The sequence below is a fragment of the Ruegeria sp. BB5 genome (genome assembly GCF_056539405.1).
Window position 1 is genome coordinate 84,228 of the sequence record NZ_JBQFUX010000008.1, and the last position, 23,171, is coordinate 107,398.

The 23,171-nt window shown below is 52.5% G+C and carries 20 protein-coding genes; 6 read left to right on the top strand and 14 right to left on the bottom strand.

The window, feature by feature from the left end; all coding sequences use genetic code 11:
* Window positions 1-21: 21 nt before the first annotated feature.
* The 3 genes from ACR0DL_RS16710 to ACR0DL_RS16720 all read right to left on the bottom strand — a co-directional run bounded on the left by ACR0DL_RS16710 (window position 22) and on the right by ACR0DL_RS16720 (window position 2,877).
* Window positions 22-1,305: a TRAP transporter large permease gene (locus tag ACR0DL_RS16710; protein ID WP_170357711.1), complete on the bottom strand. Its 1,284-nt coding sequence runs from the start codon at window positions 1,303-1,305 to the stop codon at window positions 22-24.
* A gap of 10 nt (window positions 1,306-1,315) precedes the next feature.
* Complete coding sequence (locus ACR0DL_RS16715; protein WP_480690281.1) at window positions 1,316-1,801, bottom strand: TRAP transporter small permease; 486 nt, start codon at window positions 1,799-1,801, stop codon at window positions 1,316-1,318.
* A gap of 77 nt (window positions 1,802-1,878) precedes the next feature.
* Complete coding sequence (locus tag ACR0DL_RS16720) at window positions 1,879-2,877, bottom strand: TRAP transporter substrate-binding protein (protein WP_480690283.1); 999 nt, start codon at window positions 2,875-2,877, stop codon at window positions 1,879-1,881.
* 117 nt (window positions 2,878-2,994) lie between these two features.
* Between ACR0DL_RS16720 and ACR0DL_RS16725 the strand changes: the two genes are divergently transcribed.
* From ACR0DL_RS16725 to ACR0DL_RS16735, 3 genes are all read left to right on the top strand, one after another.
* Entirely contained in the window at window positions 2,995-3,666 is a 672-nt protein-coding gene (locus ACR0DL_RS16725) for a GntR family transcriptional regulator (protein WP_480690285.1), read from the top strand.
* Window positions 3,667-5,098: 1,432 nt separating this feature from the next.
* The gene (locus tag ACR0DL_RS16730; RefSeq protein WP_480690287.1) at window positions 5,099-6,745 is read left to right on the top strand and encodes an arylsulfatase; all 1,647 of its coding nucleotides are present in this window, start codon (window positions 5,099-5,101) and stop codon (window positions 6,743-6,745) included.
* A 76-nt stretch (window positions 6,746-6,821) separates the two neighbouring features.
* A complete protein-coding gene (locus ACR0DL_RS16735) occupies window positions 6,822-7,667 on the top strand; it encodes a hypothetical protein (RefSeq protein WP_480690289.1) in 846 nt (281 codons plus the stop codon).
* On the opposite strand, the gene ACR0DL_RS16740 is transcribed toward ACR0DL_RS16735, so the two are convergent.
* The 11 genes from ACR0DL_RS16740 to ACR0DL_RS16790 all read right to left on the bottom strand — a co-directional run bounded on the left by ACR0DL_RS16740 (window position 7,651) and on the right by ACR0DL_RS16790 (window position 19,371).
* The gene (locus tag ACR0DL_RS16740; protein ID WP_480690291.1) at window positions 7,651-8,094 is read right to left on the bottom strand and encodes a hypothetical protein; all 444 of its coding nucleotides are present in this window, start codon (window positions 8,092-8,094) and stop codon (window positions 7,651-7,653) included. The two genes, ACR0DL_RS16735 and ACR0DL_RS16740, sit on opposite strands and share 17 nt — an antisense overlap.
* 788 nt (window positions 8,095-8,882) lie before the next feature.
* Window positions 8,883-10,037 (bottom strand): Gfo/Idh/MocA family protein, encoded by a 1,155-nt coding sequence (locus ACR0DL_RS16745; RefSeq protein WP_217353337.1) that lies wholly within the window; start codon window positions 10,035-10,037, stop codon window positions 8,883-8,885.
* Window positions 10,037-11,092: a sugar phosphate isomerase/epimerase family protein gene (locus ACR0DL_RS16750; protein ID WP_480637891.1), complete on the bottom strand. Its 1,056-nt coding sequence runs from the start codon at window positions 11,090-11,092 to the stop codon at window positions 10,037-10,039. Before ACR0DL_RS16750 ends, ACR0DL_RS16745 begins: the two co-directional genes overlap by 1 nt.
* A 27-nt stretch (window positions 11,093-11,119) precedes the next feature.
* Entirely contained in the window at window positions 11,120-12,259 is a 1,140-nt protein-coding gene (locus ACR0DL_RS16755; RefSeq protein WP_480690293.1) for a LacI family DNA-binding transcriptional regulator, read from the bottom strand.
* The gene (locus tag ACR0DL_RS16760; RefSeq protein ID WP_480690295.1) at window positions 12,186-13,808 is read right to left on the bottom strand and encodes a dihydroxyacetone kinase subunit DhaK; all 1,623 of its coding nucleotides are present in this window, start codon (window positions 13,806-13,808) and stop codon (window positions 12,186-12,188) included. Before ACR0DL_RS16760 ends, ACR0DL_RS16755 begins: the two co-directional genes overlap by 74 nt.
* A gap of 11 nt (window positions 13,809-13,819) precedes the next feature.
* Entirely contained in the window at window positions 13,820-14,812 is a 993-nt protein-coding gene (locus tag ACR0DL_RS16765; RefSeq protein ID WP_480690297.1) for an ABC transporter ATP-binding protein, read from the bottom strand.
* Entirely contained in the window at window positions 14,805-15,902 is a 1,098-nt protein-coding gene (locus tag ACR0DL_RS16770) for an ABC transporter ATP-binding protein (RefSeq protein ID WP_480690299.1), read from the bottom strand. Before ACR0DL_RS16770 ends, ACR0DL_RS16765 begins: the two co-directional genes overlap by 8 nt.
* Window positions 15,903-15,904: 2 nt before the next feature.
* Window positions 15,905-16,093, bottom strand: a complete 189-nt coding sequence (locus tag ACR0DL_RS16775; RefSeq protein ID WP_010442360.1) for a hypothetical protein — start codon at window positions 16,091-16,093, stop codon at window positions 15,905-15,907.
* Window positions 16,090-17,028 (bottom strand): carbohydrate ABC transporter permease, encoded by a 939-nt coding sequence (locus ACR0DL_RS16780; RefSeq protein WP_010442361.1) that lies wholly within the window; start codon window positions 17,026-17,028, stop codon window positions 16,090-16,092. Before ACR0DL_RS16780 ends, ACR0DL_RS16775 begins: the two co-directional genes overlap by 4 nt.
* A complete protein-coding gene (locus ACR0DL_RS16785; RefSeq protein ID WP_170332156.1) occupies window positions 17,025-17,972 on the bottom strand; it encodes a carbohydrate ABC transporter permease in 948 nt (315 codons plus the stop codon). Before ACR0DL_RS16785 ends, ACR0DL_RS16780 begins: the two co-directional genes overlap by 4 nt.
* A 79-nt stretch (window positions 17,973-18,051) precedes the next feature.
* Window positions 18,052-19,371: an ABC transporter substrate-binding protein gene (locus ACR0DL_RS16790; protein ID WP_480637885.1), complete on the bottom strand. Its 1,320-nt coding sequence runs from the start codon at window positions 19,369-19,371 to the stop codon at window positions 18,052-18,054.
* Window positions 19,372-19,758: 387 nt separating this feature from the next.
* On the opposite strand from ACR0DL_RS16790, the gene ACR0DL_RS16795 reads away from it, so the two are divergent.
* The 3 genes from ACR0DL_RS16795 to ACR0DL_RS16805 all read left to right on the top strand — a co-directional run bounded on the left by ACR0DL_RS16795 (window position 19,759) and on the right by ACR0DL_RS16805 (window position 23,170).
* Window positions 19,759-20,538, top strand: a complete 780-nt coding sequence (locus ACR0DL_RS16795) for an MOSC domain-containing protein (protein ID WP_480690301.1) — start codon at window positions 19,759-19,761, stop codon at window positions 20,536-20,538.
* A 230-nt stretch (window positions 20,539-20,768) separates the two neighbouring features.
* The gene (gene xylB, locus ACR0DL_RS16800; RefSeq protein ID WP_480690303.1) at window positions 20,769-22,226 is read left to right on the top strand and encodes a xylulokinase; all 1,458 of its coding nucleotides are present in this window, start codon (window positions 20,769-20,771) and stop codon (window positions 22,224-22,226) included.
* Entirely contained in the window at window positions 22,223-23,170 is a 948-nt protein-coding gene (locus ACR0DL_RS16805) for an aldose epimerase family protein (RefSeq protein WP_480690305.1), read from the top strand. The genes xylB and ACR0DL_RS16805 overlap by 4 nt, the downstream gene beginning before the upstream one ends.
* The last annotated feature ends 1 nt before the right edge of the window (window position 23,171 follow it).

Here is a 23,171-nt window from a genome sequence, read left to right on the forward strand (position 1 = left end):
CGTTAGAAGGGCTTCAGCCGGTCACCAAAGGGATGGCAAGGCTAAGGAAATTGCGGGCACATAAGTGATGAACATCAACAAGATCAGCATGCCGGCAAAGAATGGTAGGATTGCCCGGCTGAGGCTTTCGATGGAAACCTTGGAAATGCTGCTGGCCACGAACAGGTTTACACCCAATGGCGGTGTGCAGAACCCTATGGCCAGGTTGACCGTCAAGATGACACCAAAAACAATCGGATCGACACCCAGCGCGGTTGCAACTGGCAGCAGGATCGGCGTCATGATGATGATCGACGAAATCGTCTCCATGAACATTCCGATCACCAGCAAAAGCAAATTGATCAACAACAAAATGATGATCGGATTGTCGGATAGGCTGGTGATTGTTGTTGCGAGCTCTGTCGGGATTCTTGCGAGCGTTATCAACCTGCCAAAGGCGGTCGCCATGATTACCAATATCAAAATGGTCCCGCTGGTCTTCGCACTGCCCGCCAAAACCTCTGGCAGGTCCTTGAGGGTGATGTCGCCATAGACGAAGATGCCGATGAAGGCGGCATAGACTACGGCCACGGCACCGGCTTCGGTTGGGGTAAAGATGCCGCTATAGATGCCCCCAAGAATAATCACGGGTACTAGAAGCGCCCAGATGGAAGACCGGAAGCTCTGCCAGACGCCCGGACCTGAGAACGTAGTCGTCGATTGCTGAACAACCTCGTCCTTTCTCAGCAGAACGCGAGCCACCAACATGAACATCAGGGCAAAGAGGATGCCAGGAACAACACCTGCAAGAAACAGTTTGCCGATCGAAACCTCGGCAGTTACCCCATATATGATGAATGGAATACTTGGCGGTATCATAACGCCGATCATTCCTGAGGATGCCGTCAATGCGCCGCTGAATTTGCGCGTATAGCCGACCTTTTCCATCTCTGGGATCATGTTCGACCCGATGGCGGCTACAGTTGCAGGAGACGAACCGGATATGGCGGCAAAGAACACGCAGGCGAGTACGTTCACATAAGCCAACCCACCCCTGATATGACCGATCAGTGCATTGGCAAACCCAACCAGTCGGCGAGACATTCCGCCGTGCTGCATCAGGTCGCCTGCCAGTATGAACAAGGGAACAGCAATCAGGGGAAATGAGTCCGCGCCTGTTACCACCGACCGTGCCAGAAGAACCATGGGTGGCGTGCCATCCACAAAGACCATCACGATCATAGTGGCCAAGCCCAGACAGATGCCAATAGGCACGCTGAAGAGCAACAGGGCAAAGAGCGTCAAGAAAAGCGTTGTTGCAAGCATGCCAGGTTCCTCACGCTTTGGTTCCTGCGATCAGACGCAGGGTTCGGATCAGATGTTGAGTGACGCGGATCGCGGACAGGCCCGCGCCAATCGGCGCCGAAGCATAAAGGATCGGAATCGGTAGTCCCAAAACGACCGAAGTCTGGCTGGCGACAAAAGGCTGTCGGATAAGCTTGATGCATTCAATTGTCAGAACGATCAGAAATCCAAGGACAAGAAGCGCGATCACAACATCCGCAAAAAGCCTTGCGCGCTCGCTTAGGACATCACGCAGGACCGTGATACGCACATGATCGCCTGTGTGGAACGCATAGCTGACGCCAAGCCAGACAAACCATACAAACAGCCAAAGCGTTAGCTCTTCGCCCCATGAAAGAGAGGCATTCAGAATGTAGCGCATGAACACATTGCCAAAGATCAACAAGACAATCGCGGCCAAAAGTGCACTGGCTAAGACCTTTTCGGCATTCAGATCGATCCATTTGATAACCGACACCGTTCACCTCCCCTGAACGAAAGGGGCACCCGAACCTTCATGGCACGGGTGCCCGTATTGGCTGAGTAGTCCGAGGGTCAGCTTCCGCTCGCTGCGGAAACCGCTGCTACCCAGTCGTCATAGGCTTCAGCGCCAACCTCGTCGCGATACTGCAGACGGACGCTTTCGGTTTTGTCGGCAAAGGCCTGTCGCTGCTCGGCAGTCAGTTCCAGAACCTCGACACCAGCAGCACGGATCTGTTCCAGCTGTTCCGCATCTTCGCTTGCGACCAGTTCCGCCTGATAGTCACGTGCGGCGGCCATCGAGTCCCGCACCAGTTGCTGATGCTCTGCGGACAGCGAGTCAAAGAACGGTTTGGAGATGACGGGCATATAGACCGCAAAGACATGGCCCGTGGTCGAAAGGTATTTCTGCACCTCGTAGAAACGCTGTGAGGTAATGATCGCCAGTGGGTTTTCCTGGCCGTCGATCACGCCTTGCTGGAGAGCAGAATAGACCTCACCAAAGTTCATTGGCGTCGGGTTGGCCCCGAGCGTTTCGAATGTCGCCACATGTGCCGGAACCTTCATGGTACGCAGCTTGACACCCTCGAGATCCGCGGGGGTTGCAACCGGACGGACATTGTTGGTCACGTTGCGTACACCCAACTCCAACCAGCCAAGACCGACCAGTCCCTGGTTTTCGACCCGTGCAAGCATGTCATCACCGGCATCGCCATCAAGAACATCAAAGGCGATGTCTTTGGAGGAATACATGTACGGCAGTTCAATTACTGCAAAAGCCGGATCCCAGCCCGCGAAGAAAGAAGAAGGAGGAATGGCCATTTCGAGAACGCCGGTTTGAACACCTTCGATCATCTCGCGATCAGGGCCCATCTGCGACGAAGGGAATATCTGTACGTCGATCTCACCATTCGAGCCAGTTTCGACCAGTTCTTCAAATTTCAGTAGCGCGCGATGCATATGAAACGCTTCTGCTGCGCCATGCCCAACCTTAATGACTGTTTCAGCGGATGCTGCAAAAGCAAGTCCGGCTGACATGACGACGCCAAACGCCAATGTTGATTTCTTGAACAAGGTATCCTCCCACGGATTTAGTTGTTTTCGAACTACCATCTGAGATATCAGATATAATATAGAAATCAAGCTTACATGTGCTATTGTGTTAGAGAGACGAAATAGGACGAAGTGAAAATGACCGAGATTTTGCAGATTAAGCGACCGGATTCGTTGAGTAAAACTGCTGAAGAGCACATACGAAAAGGCATTATCAATGGCACGTTTCAATTGGGTGAATCGTTACCGGAAGTGAAGCTGTCAAATGCCATGGGCATCAGTAAAACTCCGATTCGCGAAGCGCTATCGGCTTTGAATCTTCAGGGGCTCGTTCAGATCTTTCCTCATCGAGGAGCCTTTGTATTCTCTCTTTCTCAAGAGGACGTGGTGCAGCTTTGCCAGTATCGGCTCATCCTAGAATCTGCAGCTTTGGAGCAGGCGCTTGAAAAGAACCCGTCGGTTCTGATCAATGAGCTGGCTACAATTGTTTCGCAGATGTCAGAAGCGCAGGAAGCGGATGAATTCGAGCAGTACTTGGAACTTGACGCCGAGTTTCACGACGCGTTTTTCAGGTCCTGCGGAAACAGTTACTTGCGGGATGGATATCAAAAAGTCAGTGATATCGTCCAAACTATGCGGACGCATCTGTCCAAGCGCTCCAATCGAACGAAGAAATCTTTCAAGGAACATCAAGCGATCACATCGCTTTTGGACGAGGGTAAAGTAAAAGCAGCAACGAACACCCTAAAACGTCAAATCACTCGCGGTGAGCGTTCTTATTCTGATTTGGTTGGTGTCAATCAAACATAGGAGGCTCAGTTACAGAAGTAGCACTGAAGACTAGTGGCAGCATTTTGACCATTCTGATTTGATGGAAAGCCTTTGAGTCGCAAATGGCAAAGTTTGCGCGCTTCAGAAAACCAAGTTTTCATAAAATCAATTACTTAGATGTCGCCAAATGGCAAAACTATGTGTCGCCCGACATTCCTGTTGAACGTCACACGAACCTGACCCAACCGTCATAGCTGGACCAGAAAAGCGGTGAACGTTCGACATCAGAAGGCGCCCCCAACGTTGGCATCAGTTGAATTTGATCTGACTTCCCTTTCGGAAAATCAGAGCCGATTTGCAGGTCAGACAGCGAAGCTGCCTGTTCCTGCTAATCTGCCACATGGCGAACGCGGGAGGGGGCGAGGCAACGCTATTCGACAGAGGTGGTGCGGCCCGCAGGCACAGCCGAGGACACGGTGTTGTCTAATAGGGTTGCCCGAGGGGGAAGGCAGTGTCTTACCCCTGATGGCCAGGGGCGTTTTGGCTTGTCCAAATCCCGTTGTCTCACAAAACAAAAGCAAGAGCGCAGTACGCTATGCAACCGTTGGGAACGTTTACCTCAACACTCAATGGTCGGCAAAAGGTTTGATGTAACTGTTCTTAGTTCAGAGCGTCGTTAGAGGCTTTGAGCCCTTACCAGGCATTGTCCCATTCCAATAACTTTGCTCATGCAGCAAGCCACGAACCGCAATATGCGGACATTCTGCGTGGCTTAGTTAGAGGCAGAGAAGCGGACTTCGCCGCCATTGGCCCGCTTTCACCGGAGAACCGCAGACAGCGCAAACCGGACATTTAATAGGAAGGTCCCAAAATCCTTGCTGCGCAAAAATGCACACGGTCTAAAGCGATGGCCTGCTCTGGGTGCGCCCAACCCAATTCGCGATAACGGCCGCTTCTAGCGCGTGGTCGAACTGAGCTGCCCCATTTAAGTGGTCCAAATTGAAAGTTAGTGCTTGGTTGGCCTTTGGTCTATCAGGACGAAGACATCCTGGGCTGGATTTGCAAACGACGAAGTTTTTGACAAATAAATGAATCGCAATAACATAATGTGAGTTGTTGGTTCTCTGCCGTTTTCCACTGACAACCTTCGATGAAAATGAGGCGGCCATACTTTTTGCAGGGAAAGCAAATCTTGTTCGTGGGTTAGGTCGATCAAAAAGATGGAGCGTTGGTCTGGACTTTCAAACGCCGCAAAAGGTTCCCGAAAACGATCTCCAGGATTACTTAAAAGCTGTCGACGCATCATTGTGATTTTCAGGGTGATGAAACGGTGCCTCTAAAGTCTGAGCTACCCATAAGAATAGGAAGCTATTCGGAATAGCCCAAGGCGCGTTGTGTCCTGCACGGTATATAGACCGTTAAAAGGGCGCAATTTCTTAACGTTGATGCTTTTCCCGAGAAGGAGACAAACATGATTAAACCTCACCAAGTTGCCACGCCTTTGGCTGCTTTCTTTTGTACTTTTGCGATCTCCGCGACGGCTCAGGATTTCGATCCGACATCGCTATCGACCTACGGGAGCAAACCCAACATCATTCTGATCGTTTCTGACGATACTGGTTATTGGGACCTTGGTGCCTATCATGGTGGCGCAGCGCGTGGCATGGACACCCCCAACCTTGATCAAATGGCCAAGCAGGGGATGATGTTCACGGACTTCTACGCTCAATCCTCTTGCACGCCGGGGCGTGCAGCAATGCAGACTGGGCGTTACCCGAACCGCTCGGGCATGACGACGGTCGCCTTTCAGGGTCAAGGTGGTGGACTGCCGGCGGCAGAATGGACGATTGCATCTGTTTTGAAACAGGCTGACTACAACACTTACTTCATGGGTAAGTGGCATCTCGGTGAAGCGGATTACGCCATGCCAATTGCCCATGGCTATGACAAGATGGAGAATACATTCCTCTATCACCTGAACGCGTATACTTATGCTCTGGACGACTGGAATGTGCAGATGTCCGACGATCAGAGGGCATTTTATAAAGAGAACACCACTGGCGTATTTGAAGGTGTAGGTGGTGAACCTGCCAAAGAAGTGCTGACCATTGAAGACATGACAACCGCAGATCTAGCTGCGTTGGACAAGGTTGGTGCAGAAAAGGCAGTGGCGGAACTGGAGCGTCTTGCCGGTCTGGACAAGCCGTTTTTCATGTCAATCAACTGGGCTGCAAACCACCAGCCTAACCTGCCGTCGCCTGATTTCGTGGGTAAGTCGGCGGTAAAGAACAAGTACGGCGACAAGGTGGTCGAGCTTGATTTCCACACTGGTCAAATCCTCGACAAGGTGGAAGATCTTGGAATTGGGGAAAGTACCCTGATCATTTACACTGTTGATAATGGCGCGTGGCAGGATGTTCATCCTGATGCCGGCATGACACCGTTTCGCGGAACTAAGGGAACCGACCGGGAAGGAGCGTACCGCGTACCGTTCTTCGCCAAATGGACAGGTAAAATTGCGCCGGATTCGAAGTCGAGCGACATTACCGGTGGTACTGACTTGATGGCCACCTTTGCGAGCCTTGCAGGAGTGCCGTTGCCGACCGAAGACCGGGAAGGTCAACCGACGATCTTTGACAGCATCGACATGGCTCCAGTCCTGTTTGGAGAGGCTGATCCGCAGCGCAACTCCTGGGCATACTTTACAGAAAATGAACTTTCGCCGGGCGCGGTGCGCGTTAACGAATGGAAAGCTGTCTTCAACATGCGTGGCGACAACGGTGCACGGGCCGGTTCTGAAGCCCCGGCAGCCGAATTGGGTTGGCGCGGTGCTGAAAAGTACGTTGCCACCGTTCCGCAGGTGTTCAACCTGTGGGAAGATCCCATGGAGCGGTATGACATCTTCATGACAACCGGGCGTGAGAACACTTGGACAGTTCCGACGCTGATGGGCGAACTTGAACGTGTAGTAAAAACCTACATTGAGTATCCGCCGCGTCCAGTTCAGAGCGAGTCATATTCTGGTCCGATTACTCTAACCGAGTATCACCGGTTCAAGACTGTGCGAGACCAGCTGGAAAAAGACGGGTTCTCGCTAAGCCTTCCAACCGGGAATTGATGCAAATGGTTGAGGCGTCGTTATGCGGCGCCTCGACACTTCGATGACACAGTCGAGTGGGGCAAGGAGTAGCAAGGTGCAGACCAATCTGAAGGCTTCAGGTACAAATGTAACTTCGACCCGGAATTTCCTTACCAGGTTCTTCTTTAGCCTTTTCGTCTTTCTGGGAGTTTCTACGGCAACAGGCAATCCTGTGGTTGCACAGGAGAACGACGCGGCCTCAGCAGCAGCTCAGGCGAATAATCCGCTGGCAAATTTCAAAGCGGTCAACGTTCAGAACTATTATATTGGCGATATTTCCGGAACGGACCAAACTGGCAATCAGTTTTGGCTCAGGTATGCGCAACCTTTGAGCTTGGGGAACACAAATTGGGTTCTAAGGGCCTCTTTGCCTTTAAATTCATTCCCGGCACAAAGTGGGAAAACGACGGGCGTTGGTGACCTCAACGTTTTTGCCGCTTACCTTATAGATATTGGAAATCCGGCTGTTAGCTTTGGTGTTGGTCCTCAATTAACCGCGCCAACAGGTTCGACGGATGGGTCTGGATCTAAAAAATGGTCAGCCGGTATCGCGAACGTATTGTTCAATGCGTCGTCACCGATATTCCAATACGGTTACCTTCTGACTTGGCAAGCCAGTTTTGCCGGAGACAGTGATGCAAAGGATGTAAATATCGGAGCTTTTCAACCTTTTCTGTTCTACCAACTCGGTGGAGGGACATACCTAAGGTCAGCGCCAATAATGACCTACGATTTTGAATCGGACAGCTATAATGTGCCAATCGGCTTGGGTATCGGGCAAGTGTTCAAAAAGAAGGACATCACCTACAACGTCTTTGTCGAACCGCAGTACTCAGTTGCGAGCAAAGGGCCCGGGCAGGCAAAATGGCAGATCTTTGCTGGCTTCAATACTCAATTTTGACGCTGAACTTTGATTGCAAACAACCGTGTAGGTGCGTGAAATGCAATCGCATTGAGACTGATGTTTCAAGTGTCGACTTAACGACAAGAAGTATGACAATAGCGGTTTTCCTTATTTTAGCTCCAGCCTGTTTCTTGGTTCTTTTGGCAGCACCTTTCACGAAAACGGCGCTTTGGCGAGCCACCGTCACACCATTAACAGTATTAGGAGCGCTATGGCGATTGAGGCGGCTCTCCCAAATTCTCTTGCCTACAACGATGCTGAAACTAGAAAACCGCTCCCCATGATCGACGCCAACTCGGCTAAGTCGAGTGCTTTGCAGCGATGGTGTCAAAAATACAAAGCCTGGCTGAGGCGGTTTGACGAACTTTGCATAGCCCGCTTTTTGCGCAATGCGGCCGTTTTTGATCGACGCAGCATTCGCCACTAAGGGCTCTATTGAGACCTTAGCCGCAGCGTTGATGAAGGACCGCTATTCAGATTGGGTCAGAAATGCTTGACGTTTGGGTCAGAATTGAATGACGCGATTTGCAGTTTTATTGAGGTTTTGGCTGTCGATTGAGTCAAATATCAGTGACGTTCCACATTTCCTGTTGAACGTCACACGAACCTGACCCAACCGTCACAGTTGGACCAGAAACTAGGTGAACGTTCGACATCAGAAGGCACCCCCCAACGTTGGACATCAGTTGAATTTGACCTATGCGCCATCAACTAACACGCCGCTGCTATTTCAGAATCCAGCAGACGGTTTCGTTTGATCTGACTTCCCGTTTGGAAAATCAGGCCTGATTTGCAGGTCGACAGCGAAGCTACCTGTTCGTGCTAATTTGCCACGTGGCGAACGCAGGAGGGGCGAGGCAACGCTATTCGATAGGGGTGGTGCGGCCCGCAGGCAAAGCCGAGGACACGGCCCTGTCTAAAAGGGTTGCCTGAGGGGGAGGGCGGTGCCCTCATCCTGACGGCCAGGGGCGTTTGACTTGTCTAAGTCCCGCTGGTCCACGAAGGGAAAGTGAGGGGAAGAAGGCCCGCCGCCATTAGCGATTGTATAATTCTGCCAAACTGCAAAAAACAATAGGGCCACATAGCTGCCGTTCAGAGACGTTCGCGGTTTGTTGTTCCGGAGTGTTCATCTAGAGGTTGGGTGCGCTTCGGTTTTTTGGCAGATAGCCGTGCTGCCTTCCAAGATTTCTGCCTTATGCCCACAATCAGATTTTAAGTTAAGCTGACCCAAGCCGCATTCCTTGAAGAGCTTTGCACGCATGCGGCCACAAATTTAACACCATTGAGTCCGTCATGAACCGTTGGATAAACAACCGACCCGTCAGGTGAAATCCCATTTCGGAAGGCTTGGATTGCCTCTGCTGCCTCTCCATAGATATTCGCGAACCCCTCAAGATATCCCTCTGGATGTCCCGGAGGAACTCTACTCAACCGATTGGCTGCGTCACCAGCACCAGCACCATTTCGGGTGATCAAACGCTTGGGTTCGTTGTATGGCGTAAACCAAAGATAATTGGGATCTTCCTGAGACCACTCAAACCCACCTTTTTCGCCATAGACGCGTAAACGAAGTGCGTTTTCATTGCCGGGGGCCACCTGAGACGACCACAGCATACCGCGCGCTCCACCTTCGAAACGAAGCAACACGTGCGCGTTGTCATCAACTTTGCGCCCCGGCACAAAGGCCTGCAAGTCCGCCGCCAAGCTTTCCGCCTTCAGCCCGGTTACAAAGCAAGCGAGGTTGTAAGCATGAGTCCCGATGTCACCGGTTGATCCACCCGCGCCCGAGCGTTCGGGATCGGTTCGCCACTCAGCCTGTTTGAAATCCTGCTGCTCGGTCAGCCAGTCCTGGGGGTATTCAACCTGAACCACGCGGATCTTGCCAATTTCTCCGTTAGCAACCATTTCACGTGCCTGCCGGACCATTGGATAGCCCGTATAGTTATGTGTCAGTATGAATAGGGCATTCGCGCTTTCCGCTGCTTTGACCAGCTTTTTTGCATCGGCAAGGGTCGAGGTGAGTGGCTTGTCACAAATTACGTGAATACCGCGTTTCAGGAACTCGCGCGCGGATGCATAGTGGACGTGATTTGGCGTGACAATTGAGACCGCCTCAATCCCGGATTTCAGTCGGGCTTCCCTTATCGCCATTTGTTTGAAGTCTTCATAGACCCGTTCGAGCCCCAACGCCCGACCACTTTCAAGAGATTTCTCTGGCGTCGAAGACAAAGCACCGGCAACCAATTCAAACTTGTCGTCCAGTCGCGCCGCTATTCGATGAACGCCACCTATGAAGGCGTCGTTCCCGCCGCCAACCATGCCAAGTCGAATGCGGCCTGAGGTTTCTTCATTGCGTCCTGTGACCATCATTCAATCCCCAGCATTTTACGATTGGCTGCTTCGTCTGCGCCACCATCAGCGAAATCATCAAAGGCTTTCTCGGTCACACGGATAATGTGATCTGACACAAACTTAGCGCCTTCACGCGCTCCATCCTCGGGGTGTTTGAGGCAGCATTCCCATTCGACAACTGCCCAACCATCAAAGTCATTCGCCGCCATTTTTGAAAAGACCGCCCCGAAATCCACCTGACCATCACCAAGCGACCGGAAGCGCCCGGCACGATCGACCCAGCTTTGATACCCGGAATAAACACCCTGCCGGCCGGTCGGGTTAAACTCGGCATCTTTGACATGGAACATCCGGATCCGATCTTTGTAGATGTCGATATTGTCCAGATAGTCGAGGCATTGCAGCACGTAGTGCGACGGGTCGTACAACATGCAAGCGCGTGGGTGATTACCTGTCCGTTCAAGAAACATCTCGTACGTCACGCCGTCGTGGAGGTCCTCACCTGGGTGAATTTCGTAACAGACGTCAACGCCGCATTCCTCGGCGTGATCCAGTATTGGCACCCAACGACGAGCAAGCTCCTCGAATGCCGTTTCGATCAAGCCAGCAGGGCGCTGCGGCCAAGGATAGACATAGGGCCATGCCAATGCGCCTGAGAATGTCGCATGCGCTGTAATACCCAAGTTTTTCGAAGCAGATAGCGCTTTTTTAACTTGGTCTACCGCCCATTCTTGCCGGGCTTTCGGGTTTCCTCTGACGCTTTCGGCTGCAAAACCATCAAACGCGCTGTCATAGGCCGGGTGAACGGCCACAAGTTGGCCCTGAAGGTGGGTTGAAAGTTCAGTGACTTCGACGCCATTTTCCTTGGCTTTGCCTTTGAAGTCATCGCAATAACTGGCGCTGGATGCGGCTTGTTCCAGGTCGAACAACCGGCCATCCCAACTAGGAACCTGAACGCCCTTGTATCCACAGTCAGCCGCCCATTTAGTGATCGCGTCCCACGAATTGAACGGCGCTTCGTCCCCCGCGAATTGCGCAAGAAACAAAGCTGGACCTTTGATTGTTTTCATAAAATTTCCTCCCCAAAACCTGAGCCTCTATGGCGGTAAATTTTCCTTCAGATAGATATCGATACGGATACGTTCCTGTGCTTTGTTGAACGGAACCTTGTCCGAAGTTGCGCGCAATAAACGGACGGCAGAACGAACAATGTGCCCGGTATCTTGCGAGATTAAGGCGTCAAATGTGCCAAGCCTAAGCGCCTCACGACTGAGCGGAGTAAGCTCATGAGCTATGATCACCAGATCTTTGCTGAGTTTGTTCTCTGAAAGAAATTGAATCAGGCCCGCATTGCCCGCTGCTGACGAGTATATTCCGACCAGATCCGGATAGATTTCAAAGACTTCGGGCATCATCCTGTAAATCAGATCCGGGTCATCCCGGCCCTCGACAGACGCTACGACTTCCAGGTTCGGAAATTCCTCAGCCACAACAAGGTCAAAGCCTTGACGACGCTCCAGGTGGTCACGCGCCAAACGGGACCCTGTAAGAACCAAGACCTTGCCTTCGCGATGGACAAATCTTCCCATCAGCTGAGCGGCGGTTCGTCCTGCTGAAACGTTATCAATTCCGACAAAGTGGTCTCGCTCAGAACTTGGCAAGTCAGACACCAAGGCAACAACCGGAACGCCTTTGTCCCTGAGCCTTTTTACAGCGTCGCGGACTGAAGGTGTTTCGGGCCCGAAAACGGCGACTCCGTCAACGTCCAAACTGTCGACAGCATCTAAAATGTTGACGATATCTTGCGGCTCGAACGGAGCGACGTTCTTTACTGCAACGCGCGTCCGTTGGATAAATTGGTCACGTGTTTGTTCAGCGATCTGACTGCTTATTGCCTCCACAAACTCGTTGTCCGTGTCTGGTAAAACAAAGAGGAAATTGTAGACGCGGTTTCGCGCCAGGTTGGCTGCGGCGGTGTCGCGCACATACCCCAGCTGATCAATCGCCTTCTGTACTTTCTGTACAGTCACTGCTCGCACGCCGGGGCGCCTGTTCAAGACCCGATCAACGGTCGCCAGGCTGACACCCGCCACGCGAGCGATGTCATTAACGGTTGGCTTTTTCACCAATTCTAGTTTTTGTTTTTGATCTTCCACGTGTTCTTCAGCCCTCAATCTCCCGTGCCAAGCCTTCAAACAACAAAGCAACAGCTTCAGCGCCGGGATCGTTATGTCCAACTAGGTTCTCTTCGGGAACATAGGCCGCGCGGCCCGCCTTCGCACGACGAATATTTGCGGTGTTGTTCGCGCCTTCGCGGGCAGCTTCGGCTGCATGCGTCAGACCAGATGGCAGCGCGGCAAGTGCTGGTGCCAGGGCGTCAATCATTGTCCTGTCACCGACCTTGGCACCCCCAACCTGGCTGACGCGATTCAGGCCTTCGACCAGAGACTTCGATACCGAAGCCCCGCTCGCACAAGCATCACCAGCTGCGTTGAAGAAAATTGCGAGTATCACGCCGGAAGAACCACCCATTGTCTGGCTTAACTCATTTCCTAATGCCGGAAACAGTTGCGTCAGATCAGCAAGCGGCATGCGGTCAAGGCTATCTTGCAATGCTCTTGCGGCCGTCGCCAATGTGCTTCCTGTATCGCCATCTCCGGATTTCGCGTCCAGCTCGTTCAGGTTCTTCTCTGCGTTGATGAGCAGTTCAGACATCCGGATGATCGTTTCCCTAGTGGCGGGATTGTTCGAAGGAATTGGATCGATAGGAGTCAGCCCATCAGGCAGAGGTGCGACTTTTATCGGGTCGATAGAATTGACGCCGGGCCAAGCCGCCAGGTCAACAGGCGCTTTAAGCGCCGATAAGTCGTCCTGACCTACCGGCAGAATGGAAACAGAAAACCCATGCATATCCAGCGATGTCATCATTGGGGCCGGGCCTATGATGTGATGGGCAATACCAGTTTCGGACAAGGCATGCGTGAGGACAGCCATTTCCAGCGGCGTTGTAGAACCCAGGTTGTTGACCAACGCCACACAATCCCCGGACCCCACCCGTTGTTTCAGCTTCTCCACAACTGTGGACATAGCCGATACAGCATTTGAGAATTCGACTTGCTGTACACCGGGCTCGCCATGGATACCCAAGCCAAGCTCTGCTTTTCCGGGGGCGATCCTGTCTTCTTTCGGAGATCCCGGAACGGTACAGGTGTCCAGGCTCATACCGATGCTGACGACCTTGGCTATGGTGCGTCTTGCTGCGGCGGTGACGGTGTCCAGATCAGCACCACTTTCTGCAAGCGCTCCGGCTATTTTGTGCACGAACAACGTACCTGCCACGCCACGTGGTTGCGGAAGGTCGGGCAGGGCGATGTCATCATCAACGACGACCATCTCAACCTTGCGACCCAATGCACGGGCGCGTTCAGCCGCTAGTCCAAAGTTCAGCCGGTCACCGGTGTAATTCTTGACGATCAGCAGGCACCCAGCTTCACCCGTGACCGCAAGAATGCCCGCCAAAACCGCTTCGACTGATGGGGATGCAAAGACTTCCCCGCAGACCGCGGCCGTAAGCATACCAGCACCAACAAAGCCCGCATGGGCGGGTTCGTGGCCAGACCCTCCACCAGAAACCAAGGCGACTTTCGACTTGTCCCAATCCGACCGGTAGACAACCTTGATATGCGGGTATCCGTCCAATCGGGTAAGTTGCCCTCCGGAGGAGGCTAGAAGACCATCAATGGCCTCTGTCACCAGGGTTTCTTTTGTGTTGAGGAACTGGGCCATGCTTTTGCTCCTTAATTCACTCGCGCGCCGGACGCGTCAAAATACAATGGGTTGTGTGGGCGAATTTTTATATATTTTCCAGATGGATAGTCCTGATGGACATCAATCAAGGTAACAACCAGGTGACCGTTTAAGTCCAGGTGCAACCGCGTTTGATCCCCAAGATGTTCAGCGCGTATCACACGCGCTTCACTGCCTTCGCCTTCAATGATGTTTTCCGGGCGCAGGCCAATCTGCGGGCCTTTGTGATCGCCTCCGAACAATTCGGACGGCAAGATGTTGATCCGAGGCAGACCCAACCGGCTGGCCACGTAAACACTGCCCGGGTTTTCATAAATGTCCCGGGGTGTTCCGTACTGCACCAATCGGCCGTTTTCCAAAACCCCGATATGCGTCGCCATTGTCATGGCTTCGACCTGATCATGGGTCACGTACAACAAAGTCGATCCCAGATCTGCCTGAATTCTCTTCAGTTCTACCCGCAAATCCGCCCGTAGCTTGGCGTCCAGAGAGCTGAGCGGTTCGTCCATCAGAAATATCTGGGGGTCGCGCACAAGCGCCCGTCCAATTGAAACGCGCTGCATTTCACCGCCAGACAATTCAGTGGCTTTGTTGTCCATTTTGTGCGGGATCTGGAGGATCTCAGCGACTTCGTTTACCTTCCTCGTGATCTCATCCTCTGGTGTTTTCAGGATCGGCGACCGCAGAGGGAAAGACAGGTTTTCCCGCACTGTCATATGCGGGTACAGCGAGTATTGCTGGAAGACCATTGCTACATCGCGCTGAGCGGGAGTGTCTATTCCAACGTCACGCCCGGCGATGCGCACTGTTCCTGAGTCCAGTTTCTCAAGCCCTGAAATCAATCTCAGTGTCGTTGTTTTTCCCGCGCCAGTCGGACCCAACAACACCACAAAGGCACCGTTGGGGATCGTCATTGAGATATCATCCACCGCTGTGACGTTGCCGAATGACTTCGAGATGTTCTCCAAAACGACTTCAGCCATTGCTAAGTACCTCGTCGTTCAGAGCGGACTTCAACGCGCGCCCGGTAGATTTTTCAAACAAAGTTACTGCGGGGGAGCGGAACTCCAATCCCACTGTCTCACCGGGACTGACGACCTCGCGTGCATCAATGCGGGCTTTCAGTTCTCCGTTCGGACTTTGCAATGTTACGATCTGGGTGGTTCCAAGGTATTCTGCGGCCAGAACCTTGGCCCTGTATTCGCTCGCATCCGACAGAAAAACATGTTCGGGGCGAACGCCAAAAACCAATTCACCTTCCGCCCCTTCCATCAATCTCGGTACGGCTTCGTCATGGCCGTTCAGTCGAACCGTTTCCGAGCCGGGTTCGACCTTTCCCTGAAACGGCAGGAAGTTCATCGAAGGAGACCCGATAAAATCTGCAACGAACATGGTAGCTGGTTTGTCGTAGATTTCCTGCGGCGTGCCGAATTGCTCGATCACAGCGTTGTTCATCACTACGATCTTGTCGCCCATTTGCATGGCTTCCAACTGGTCGTGCGTGACGTACACAGTGGTTGCGCCCATGCGATCATGAAGCGCGCGTAACTCTTCGGCCATATGCTCACGAAACTCGGCATCCAAGGCACCAAGGGGTTCGTCCATCATGAACGCTTTGGGTTCGCGAACAATCGCGCGCCCCAGCGCCACGCGTTGCCTGTCGCCACCTGAAAGTCCACCAACCGGGCTATCGAGGATGTCGTTGATCCCCAGAATTCCCGCGACTTCCTCTACTTTGGCTTTGACAGCAGCACGCGGCATGCCCTGCGATATCAGGGGGTAGCTGATATTCTTGCGCACGTTCATGTGGGGATACAGCGCGAACATCTGGAACACGAAGGCAATGTCCCGTTCTGATGGCGGCCGCTGGCTGATCTCTTCACCGTCCAGATAGATTTCACCCGACGTTGGAAGCTCCAACCCTGCGATCATCCGCAGTGTCGTCGTCTTTCCGCAGCCAGATGGCCCGAGCAGCATGAAAAACTCACCATCCTCAATCGTGAACGAGCTTTCGCGGACAGCCGTGAAGTCGCCGAACATCTTCTTTACGTTTTTGACTACGATCTGGGCCATTTCTACTCCGGGAAATGGCTGACGATGATGAACATGACGGTTCCGATCAGCGTGACGATGAAAGAGTAGGTGAAGGCCCAAAGGACAAAGGGCTGCATCAGCATAAAGACACCCAGTGCGATAAGGATGGTTGCGACCATCTCCCATGGGCCGCGGCGGAGCCGCATCAATCCGGTTAGAAAGTCGCTCATTTGCGCACGGCTCCGAATGTGATCCCACGCAGCAAATGTTTGCGCATCAGGATGGTGAAAATCATGACGGGGATGAGGAAGATCGTTGCACCGGCCGCCACGGCAGGCCAGTCCAGACCGCCGATACCGATAATGGTCGGGATGAACGGTGGTGCAGTCTGTGCGTTCGCGGATGTCAGCAGCACGGCAAACGCGTACTCATTCCAGGCGAAGATCAGGCAAAAGATAGCTGTTGAGGCTATGCCGGTCGCGGCTTGCGGCAGCACCACTTTGTAGAATGCCTGAAACCTCGTGTAGCCATCTATGAGGGCGGCTTCTTCGTACTCTCTAGGGATTTCGTCGATGAAACCCTTCAGCAACCAGACCGCCAGGGAAATATTCACACCCGTATACAGCAGGATCATTCCCAGATGCGTGTCGCTCAGCCCAAGGTTTCTGAACATCAGGAAGATTGGGATGGCAACAGCGACCGGGGGCATCATCCTTGTACTGAGGATGAAGAACAGCAGGTCGTCCTTTAGTGGGACTTTGAACCTGCTGAACGCGTAGGCGGCCAGCGTACCAAGAAAGATACTCAAGAACGTCGAGCCGAATCCGATGATAACTGAATTCATAAAGCGCTCACCGAATTTGGATGGCCCGACAATCACCATGTCGTATTGGCGCACGATCTCATCGGCCCAGTTCTGCGGTGGGTTCGCTTCCAGAAATTCCTGCGTCTGTCGCGTGCGTGTGGTGAAGAGATTGACGTAACCTTCAAGCGTTGGGTCAAAGACAACCTTGGGCGGGTAGCTGATCGCATCGGCTGGAGACTTGAAGCCAGTTAGCAAAATCCAAACCAGCGGGATCATCGTGATCAGCGCGTAAGTAATGACCAAGAAGCCTGCGATCCACTTGGACCGGTTCGAAGGTTCAGTGACGGAAAAACTACTCATCTCTGTTTCACCTTGTTCAGGGCTTTGACGTAGATCGACGCAAGGCCGAACACGGTGACGAAAAGAATGATCGCATAGGCCGAGGCATAGCCCGTACGCCACTTTTCAAATGCCTCCCGCTTGAGATTGATTGAAGTGAGTTCCGTAACAGAACCGGGCCCTCCACCGGTTAGCTGAACCACTAGGTCGAACATCTTGAAGTTCTCGATCCCTCTAAACAGCACGGCCAGCATCAGGAACGGCAACACCATCGGGATGGTGATCGTAAAGAACTGCCGCAGCTTGCTGGCTCGGTCGATCTCAGCTGCCTCGTAGATGTAGTCGGGAATGCTGCGCAGACCGGCCAGACAGATCAGCATCACGAAGGGGGTCCACATCCAGGTGTCGACAATCACGATTGCCCACGGGGCCAACGTGACCGATCCCAGCATTTCAAAGCTCGATGGGTCCTTGCCGGTAAACCAGGACACGATGTAGTTAAACAGGCCGATTTGAGGTTGATACAGGAACTTCCAGAAGTTTCCGACGACTGCAGGAGACAGCATCATCGGCAGCACGATAATCGTGGTCCAAAGATCGTTGCCCTTAAATTTCTTGTTGATCAACCATGCCAGAGTAAACCCGATCAGGACCTGGAAAAAAATTGTCCAGAACAGGAAATGCGCCGTCGCCTGCATATTCAGCCATGTGTCTGAGTCTGTCAGGATACGCTCGTAATTCCTGAGCCCGACATCTTTGACTTCACGCCCGATCCGGTTGGCCTTGTAGTTGGTAAAGCTTAGTTGGATGGTCCAGATCAACGGAAAGATGTTGATCGCCAGCAATAAGAAAATCGTTGGTGAGATGAATATCCAGGCGATCGCGCGGTCGGATAACCCTCGGATTTTTCGCGCAACTCGCTCGGGCGTTGCCTGCGCAACGCGATCTACGGTCCTGTCAGACATCTCTTTGCCAGTTCTTTTTGGTTTCGGACTCACGGGTGAAGGTGGAGCGGGATTGCACCCGCTCCTAGCTGCCTCCAGACTACAGCTTGCCTTCGTCTTCGAAGACTTCCGTCCAATCTTCGATCAGAAGATCTAGCGCTTCTTGAGCTGTGCCTTGGTCGGCAACCACGTAGTCGTGGATGCGCTTCTGCATTGCCAGCAGCAGTTCCGCATAGGCGGGCTCTTGCCAGAAATCCTGAACTCCAGCCATTGCTTCCAGAAAGTCACCGGCAAACGGTTGGCTGTCTACGAAACCAGGATCTTCAAGAACCGAGTTATGTGCCGAATAGCCTCCAAGTTCCCACCATTTGGCCTGAACTTCCGGCTGTGCAAACCACTTAATGTACTCAAGTGCGGCGTCCTGTTTGTCAGAGTAGCTGACGACAGAAATACCTTGTCCGCCGAGTGTCGAGCCTGGCTGATTTTGTGGTGGGTTCACGAAGAAGTCGATCTTGTCACCACCTGTATTGGGATCGGCATATAGACCAGGGAAGAACGCAAACCAGTTCATCGCCATAGCGACCTGACCGGACTTAAATGCATCCAAGCTCTCACCCATGTAGGAGTTGGTATATCCAGGAGGCGTCGCCGTTTTGTAGAATTCTTTATAGAACTCCAGCGCCTCAACCGCTTCCGGTGAGTTTACTGCGCCTTCCATATCATATGAGCCCGGGGTGTTTTCGTATTTGAAGCCCCAAGGATACAGTGCTCCGGTCACACCCATGGTGATCCCTTCCGAGCCGCGCTCGGTAAAGATTGCTGCCCCATAGACGGTCTTGCCGTCGATCTCACGACCTTGGAAGAACTGCGCGATCTGCAATAGTTCTTTTTGAGACTCGGGCTCGCGTAAATCCTGACCAGTTGCTTCTTTGTATGCGGCTTGAATTTCGGGGTTTTCGAACCAGTCCTTGCGATAGAACCAGCCATTCGCATCGCCCATCGCAGGCAGTGCGTAGTAATTTGGTGTGCCCTTAGGCCAAGTCGAATAAGCATAGACCGTGGCCGGCGCGAAATCGTCCATGCTGATGCCTTCTGCATTGAAGAAGTCGTTCAGCTGGACATAGTGGCCGTTTTCGGCGCCGCCGCCGATCCATTGGCTGTCACCAATCAGCAGGTCGCAGAGCTTACCCCCAGAGTTCAGTTCATTCAGCATCCGGTCCGCAAAATTTGGCCAGGGAACAAATTCGAAGTTCATCGAGTGGCCGGATTCTGCTTCGAATTCTTTTGATAGCTCAACAAGCGCGTTGGCCGGGTCCCATGCAGCCCAACAGAGTGTCAAATCTTCAGCATTTGCCTTGGTAGAAAGAGTAGTAGCGGCAAAGACTATTGCGCTGGCCGAGGCCAGTTTTGTGTAAGTCATCCATTCCTCCCTTTTTTGCGCCGTCAATCGAGGATGTGCGAATCGCGGCATACATCCAAGGCTATTTGAGGTACGCACCTCAAGTCCAGATAATTTTGAGGTTCGTACCTCAAGAGCCCAGCGGAGATCGCAAATTTTGTCTCTTAGCTATTGATTCCTAGAGAAATTGTTCTTTGAACTTGATGCGCATGTATTTTTGGCAGCGAGGTATTGAATGGTCATATCGACTTAAATGGGCGCAGCCGTCATGCGGCCAACAGGTTTAGCGAACCCGCTTCTGAAGCGTTCAAAGATTATTTGGTCGATACCTTTGAGAATTCGAGATAGCGTCAAACAGCGCGGACAACTCGGGACCGTGCATAACTCTTTTTGGTTAGGTGTTGACGTATGAGCAATCTCTCCATCGTCCGATTGAACCGCTACCCTATAAAAGGCTTGAGTTCCGAGCCTATGCGAACTGTGACGCTGCGAGCAGGAGAGGGCATTCCGGGCGATCGCCTGTTCGGATTTGCTCGCTACAACTCCGGTTTCGACATGCAGAACCCAATGCCTCTGCCGAAAGATCGTTTTGTCGTATTGTTGAACGAGGCTGCACTGGCAGGCATTCAGACCGGTTTTGAAATTGAATCTCAGGCACTTGAGATCAATGCGAACGGAAAGACACGACGCTTTGATATGCGAGAGTCTGAAGATCGGGAGAAGGCGGCAGAGTTCCTTTCTTCAGAGATCGACTTAAAAGATCCAGAGCTGCCAAAGTTTGTTTCTTCTACTCCTCATAGGTTTACGGATGTATCTGTCGTATCGCCGCAAATGATGAACGCGATATCCGTTTTGAATCTGGCCTCTGTGAAAAAGTTGGGCGAACAACTGAACGCAGAAATTCACCCGGCGCGCTTCCGAGCGAATATTGAGATAGACGGATTACCTTCGTTTGCTGAGCTGGATGCAGTTGGATCAGTTTTAAGATTTGGCGATGTCGAGTTGAAGATACTCTCACGTACGAAAAGGTGTGCAGCAACTGAAGTGAACCCGAAAACGGCCGAGCGCAACTTGAAAGTACCGTACCTTATTCGGAAATTGATGGGGCATATGGATATGGGCGTCTATGTCGAAGTGGTTAATGGTGGAACGCTAACGGTCGGTCAAACTGGGGAAATATTCGCCTAAACCTTGCCCCCGTCAAAGTGGCTTTTCTAAGAGGTTTGAGCCATGTTCGGGCAGACGATTAAACTCAACTCTTGCTCTGTCTTTCTTTTGGCTATCGGGGGTATCGAAGAACGTTGCGTTCGTGCTTTCTGATCAAGATACGATTGGAGGGCACTCCTTTGACGGAGCCTTGACAAGATTCCTGTTTCAAATAATTTTAATCATTAAAATATTTATGCAGGTGGTCCTCAATGTATCTGGGCTTAGATTTGGGAACGTCAGGTCTCCGCGGGATTCTGGTAGATGACTCAGGACACGTTGTCGGTGATGCCGAAGTCAGCATTTCCACCTCGACGCCCAAGCCTGGCTGGTCTGAGCAGGATCCTTTGGATTGGACCAACGCTTGCGACGAGGTTGTTGGGAAGCTTCGCGTCGGCAACCAGCAAGCATTCTCAAAATTGCGAGGTATTGGCCTAAGCGGACACATGCACGGCGCTACACTACTGGATTCTGATGGCAAAATATTGAGGCCCTGTATTCTTTGGAACGATACACGGTCAGCTGATGAGGCGAGGATACTGGATCAATCGCCAGAGATGCGCGCAATATCGGGGAACATCGTATTCCCCGGGTTTACGGCGCCGAAACTCGAGTGGTTGCGCAGCCACGAGCCGGATGTGTTTTCAAAGGTAGACAAGGTACTGTTGCCGAAAGATTATTTGCGGTTTTGGCTTACTGGCGAATATGTCTCAGACATGTCTGACAGCGCAGGAACATCCTGGCTGGACGTTGACACTCGGCAGTGGTCAGAAAGGGCGCTGGCCATAGGTCACATGCGTGTCGAGCAGATGCCAAGCTTGGTCGAAGGCAGTGATCCGGGTGGAGAGTTGAAGGTCCGTTTGAGGCAGGAGTGGGGGCTTTCGAATCCGGTTGTCGTGGCTGGAGGTGCTGGCGACAATGCTGCCGCTGCCTGCGGGATTGGGAGCATCAACGACGGCATAGGTTTTGTCTCACTCGGAACATCTGGCGTGTTGCTTGTTGCGCGGGAAGCCTATGCTCCTGATCCGGAAACAGCCGTACACTGTTTTTGTCATGCGGTTCCTGATCGGTGGATACAAATGGGTGTCATGCTTTCAGCAACGAACAGCATGAACTGGCTTGCTCGCAATCTGGGTGAACCCGTGGAAAGACTTGCTGCAGTTATGCCTGAAAAACTGAACGGACCTACAGCGATCACCTTCCTGCCATATCTGTCAGGAGAACGGACACCGCATAACAATAGCCATATTCGAGGCGCGTTTTTGGGCGTGGACATCTCGTCGGAACCCGCTGAGTTGACCCAGTCCGTAATGGAGGGTGTTTCTTTCGGGATGAGAGATTGCCTAGAAGCACTGAAGAGCACCGGAACCCAGCCAAATAGCCTTATGGCAGTTGGAGGAGGTGCGCGATCTCGGTTCTGGCTGGAAACCTTGGCTACTGTTTTGCAAGTTCCGCTGGAATTGCCAAAAGGCAGCGAATTCGGTGCCGCAATGGGCGCTGCACGACTCGCGATATGTGCTGCCAACGGCGCTGAACCGGCGCAAGTCATGACGCCGCCGGAAATTCAGGAACGCATTGAACCACGCGGCGATCTGATTGACGCCTACGAAAACGAATACCGGAGATACAAGCAATTCTATCAGGCGCTTGCGCCGCTGGCAGTAAGATGAAACCAGAAACGGGTAAAGCCTCTGGGATTGAAGCTGCTATTATCACGGACGGGGATATGCGTGTTTCGGTCCTGAACTATGGGGCTATTACGCAGGGTTGGTGGTACAAGGACGTCCCGCTCATCCTTGGGTTCGAGGACCCAAATGAGTATCTCGCCGACACGCGTTACCTGGGCGCAATTGTTGGGCGCGTTGCCAACCGGATCAGAGGCGCGACGTTTGAATTGGATGGTGCCAGTTTTGAACTGAACGCCAATGAGGGCAAAAACACCCTGCATGGCGGCGACGATGGGCTGTCTAAACAGTTCTGGGAATTCGAACAGATTGCACAGAATGAGGCCCTGTTGAGTTACGTTTCTCGCGATGGGGAGGGCGGCTTTCCGGGGGAAATCAGGTTCGAGGTCAGGATCTGCCTACAGGGTTCACGCTTGGTCTATTCAGTAGCTGCACAACCTGACCGGCCGACGCCGATAAGCATTGCGCAACACAACTACTACACTTTGGGTGCCGCAGAAGGCGTAGACCAGCATACGCTTAAACTAACTTCAAATCGGTATCTGGAAATCGACGATCAGGGTATTCCGTCGGGCAGAGTGCTTGCGACCAACGAAAACGGGTTGGATTTTTCAACGCCCAATATGATTGGAAGTGTGCCCGATGGGATTGATAACTATTTCTGCTTTGATCATGATCGCGGCCCAAAGGCTCCGGTGGCGGAACTCACTTCACCCTTTGGCCTTGCGTTGACAGTCTACTCTGACCAGCCCGGAGCACAGGTTTATTCGGGCTATGAGCTGACGAAACCGCGTCGCGCTTCGCGTGGTGTGTGTATCGAACCATCGGGTTATCCCAACGCACCGAATATCTCTTCGTTTCCCTCAATAATCTATACTCCGGAGAACCCGTATCGGCAGGAACTTATTCTAGAAGTTTCTAAGGAATGAC

Coding starts and splice junctions, on each gene's coding strand:
- ACR0DL_RS16760 (WP_480690295.1), bottom strand. CDS start 13,808: ATGGCCCAGTTCCTCAACACAAAAGAAACCCTGGTGACAGAGGCCATT.
- ACR0DL_RS16795 (WP_480690301.1), top strand. CDS start 19,759: ATGAGCAATCTCTCCATCGTCCGATTGAACCGCTACCCTATAAAAGGC.
- ACR0DL_RS16805 (WP_480690305.1), top strand. CDS start 22,223: ATGAAACCAGAAACGGGTAAAGCCTCTGGGATTGAAGCTGCTATTATC.
- ACR0DL_RS16710 (WP_170357711.1), bottom strand. CDS start 1,305: ATGCTTGCAACAACGCTTTTCTTGACGCTCTTTGCCCTGTTGCTCTTC.
- ACR0DL_RS16725 (WP_480690285.1), top strand. CDS start 2,995: ATGACCGAGATTTTGCAGATTAAGCGACCGGATTCGTTGAGTAAAACT.
- ACR0DL_RS16750 (WP_480637891.1), bottom strand. CDS start 11,092: ATGAAAACAATCAAAGGTCCAGCTTTGTTTCTTGCGCAATTCGCGGGG.
- ACR0DL_RS16790 (WP_480637885.1), bottom strand. CDS start 19,371: ATGACTTACACAAAACTGGCCTCGGCCAGCGCAATAGTCTTTGCCGCT.
- xylB (WP_480690303.1), top strand. CDS start 20,769: ATGTATCTGGGCTTAGATTTGGGAACGTCAGGTCTCCGCGGGATTCTG.
- ACR0DL_RS16765 (WP_480690297.1), bottom strand. CDS start 14,812: ATGGCTGAAGTCGTTTTGGAGAACATCTCGAAGTCATTCGGCAACGTC.
- ACR0DL_RS16745 (WP_217353337.1), bottom strand. CDS start 10,037: ATGGTCACAGGACGCAATGAAGAAACCTCAGGCCGCATTCGACTTGGC.
- ACR0DL_RS16780 (WP_010442361.1), bottom strand. CDS start 17,028: ATGAGTAGTTTTTCCGTCACTGAACCTTCGAACCGGTCCAAGTGGATC.
- ACR0DL_RS16775 (WP_010442360.1), bottom strand. CDS start 16,093: ATGAGCGACTTTCTAACCGGATTGATGCGGCTCCGCCGCGGCCCATGG.
- ACR0DL_RS16770 (WP_480690299.1), bottom strand. CDS start 15,902: ATGGCCCAGATCGTAGTCAAAAACGTAAAGAAGATGTTCGGCGACTTC.
- ACR0DL_RS16785 (WP_170332156.1), bottom strand. CDS start 17,972: ATGTCTGACAGGACCGTAGATCGCGTTGCGCAGGCAACGCCCGAGCGA.
- ACR0DL_RS16730 (WP_480690287.1), top strand. CDS start 5,099: ATGATTAAACCTCACCAAGTTGCCACGCCTTTGGCTGCTTTCTTTTGT.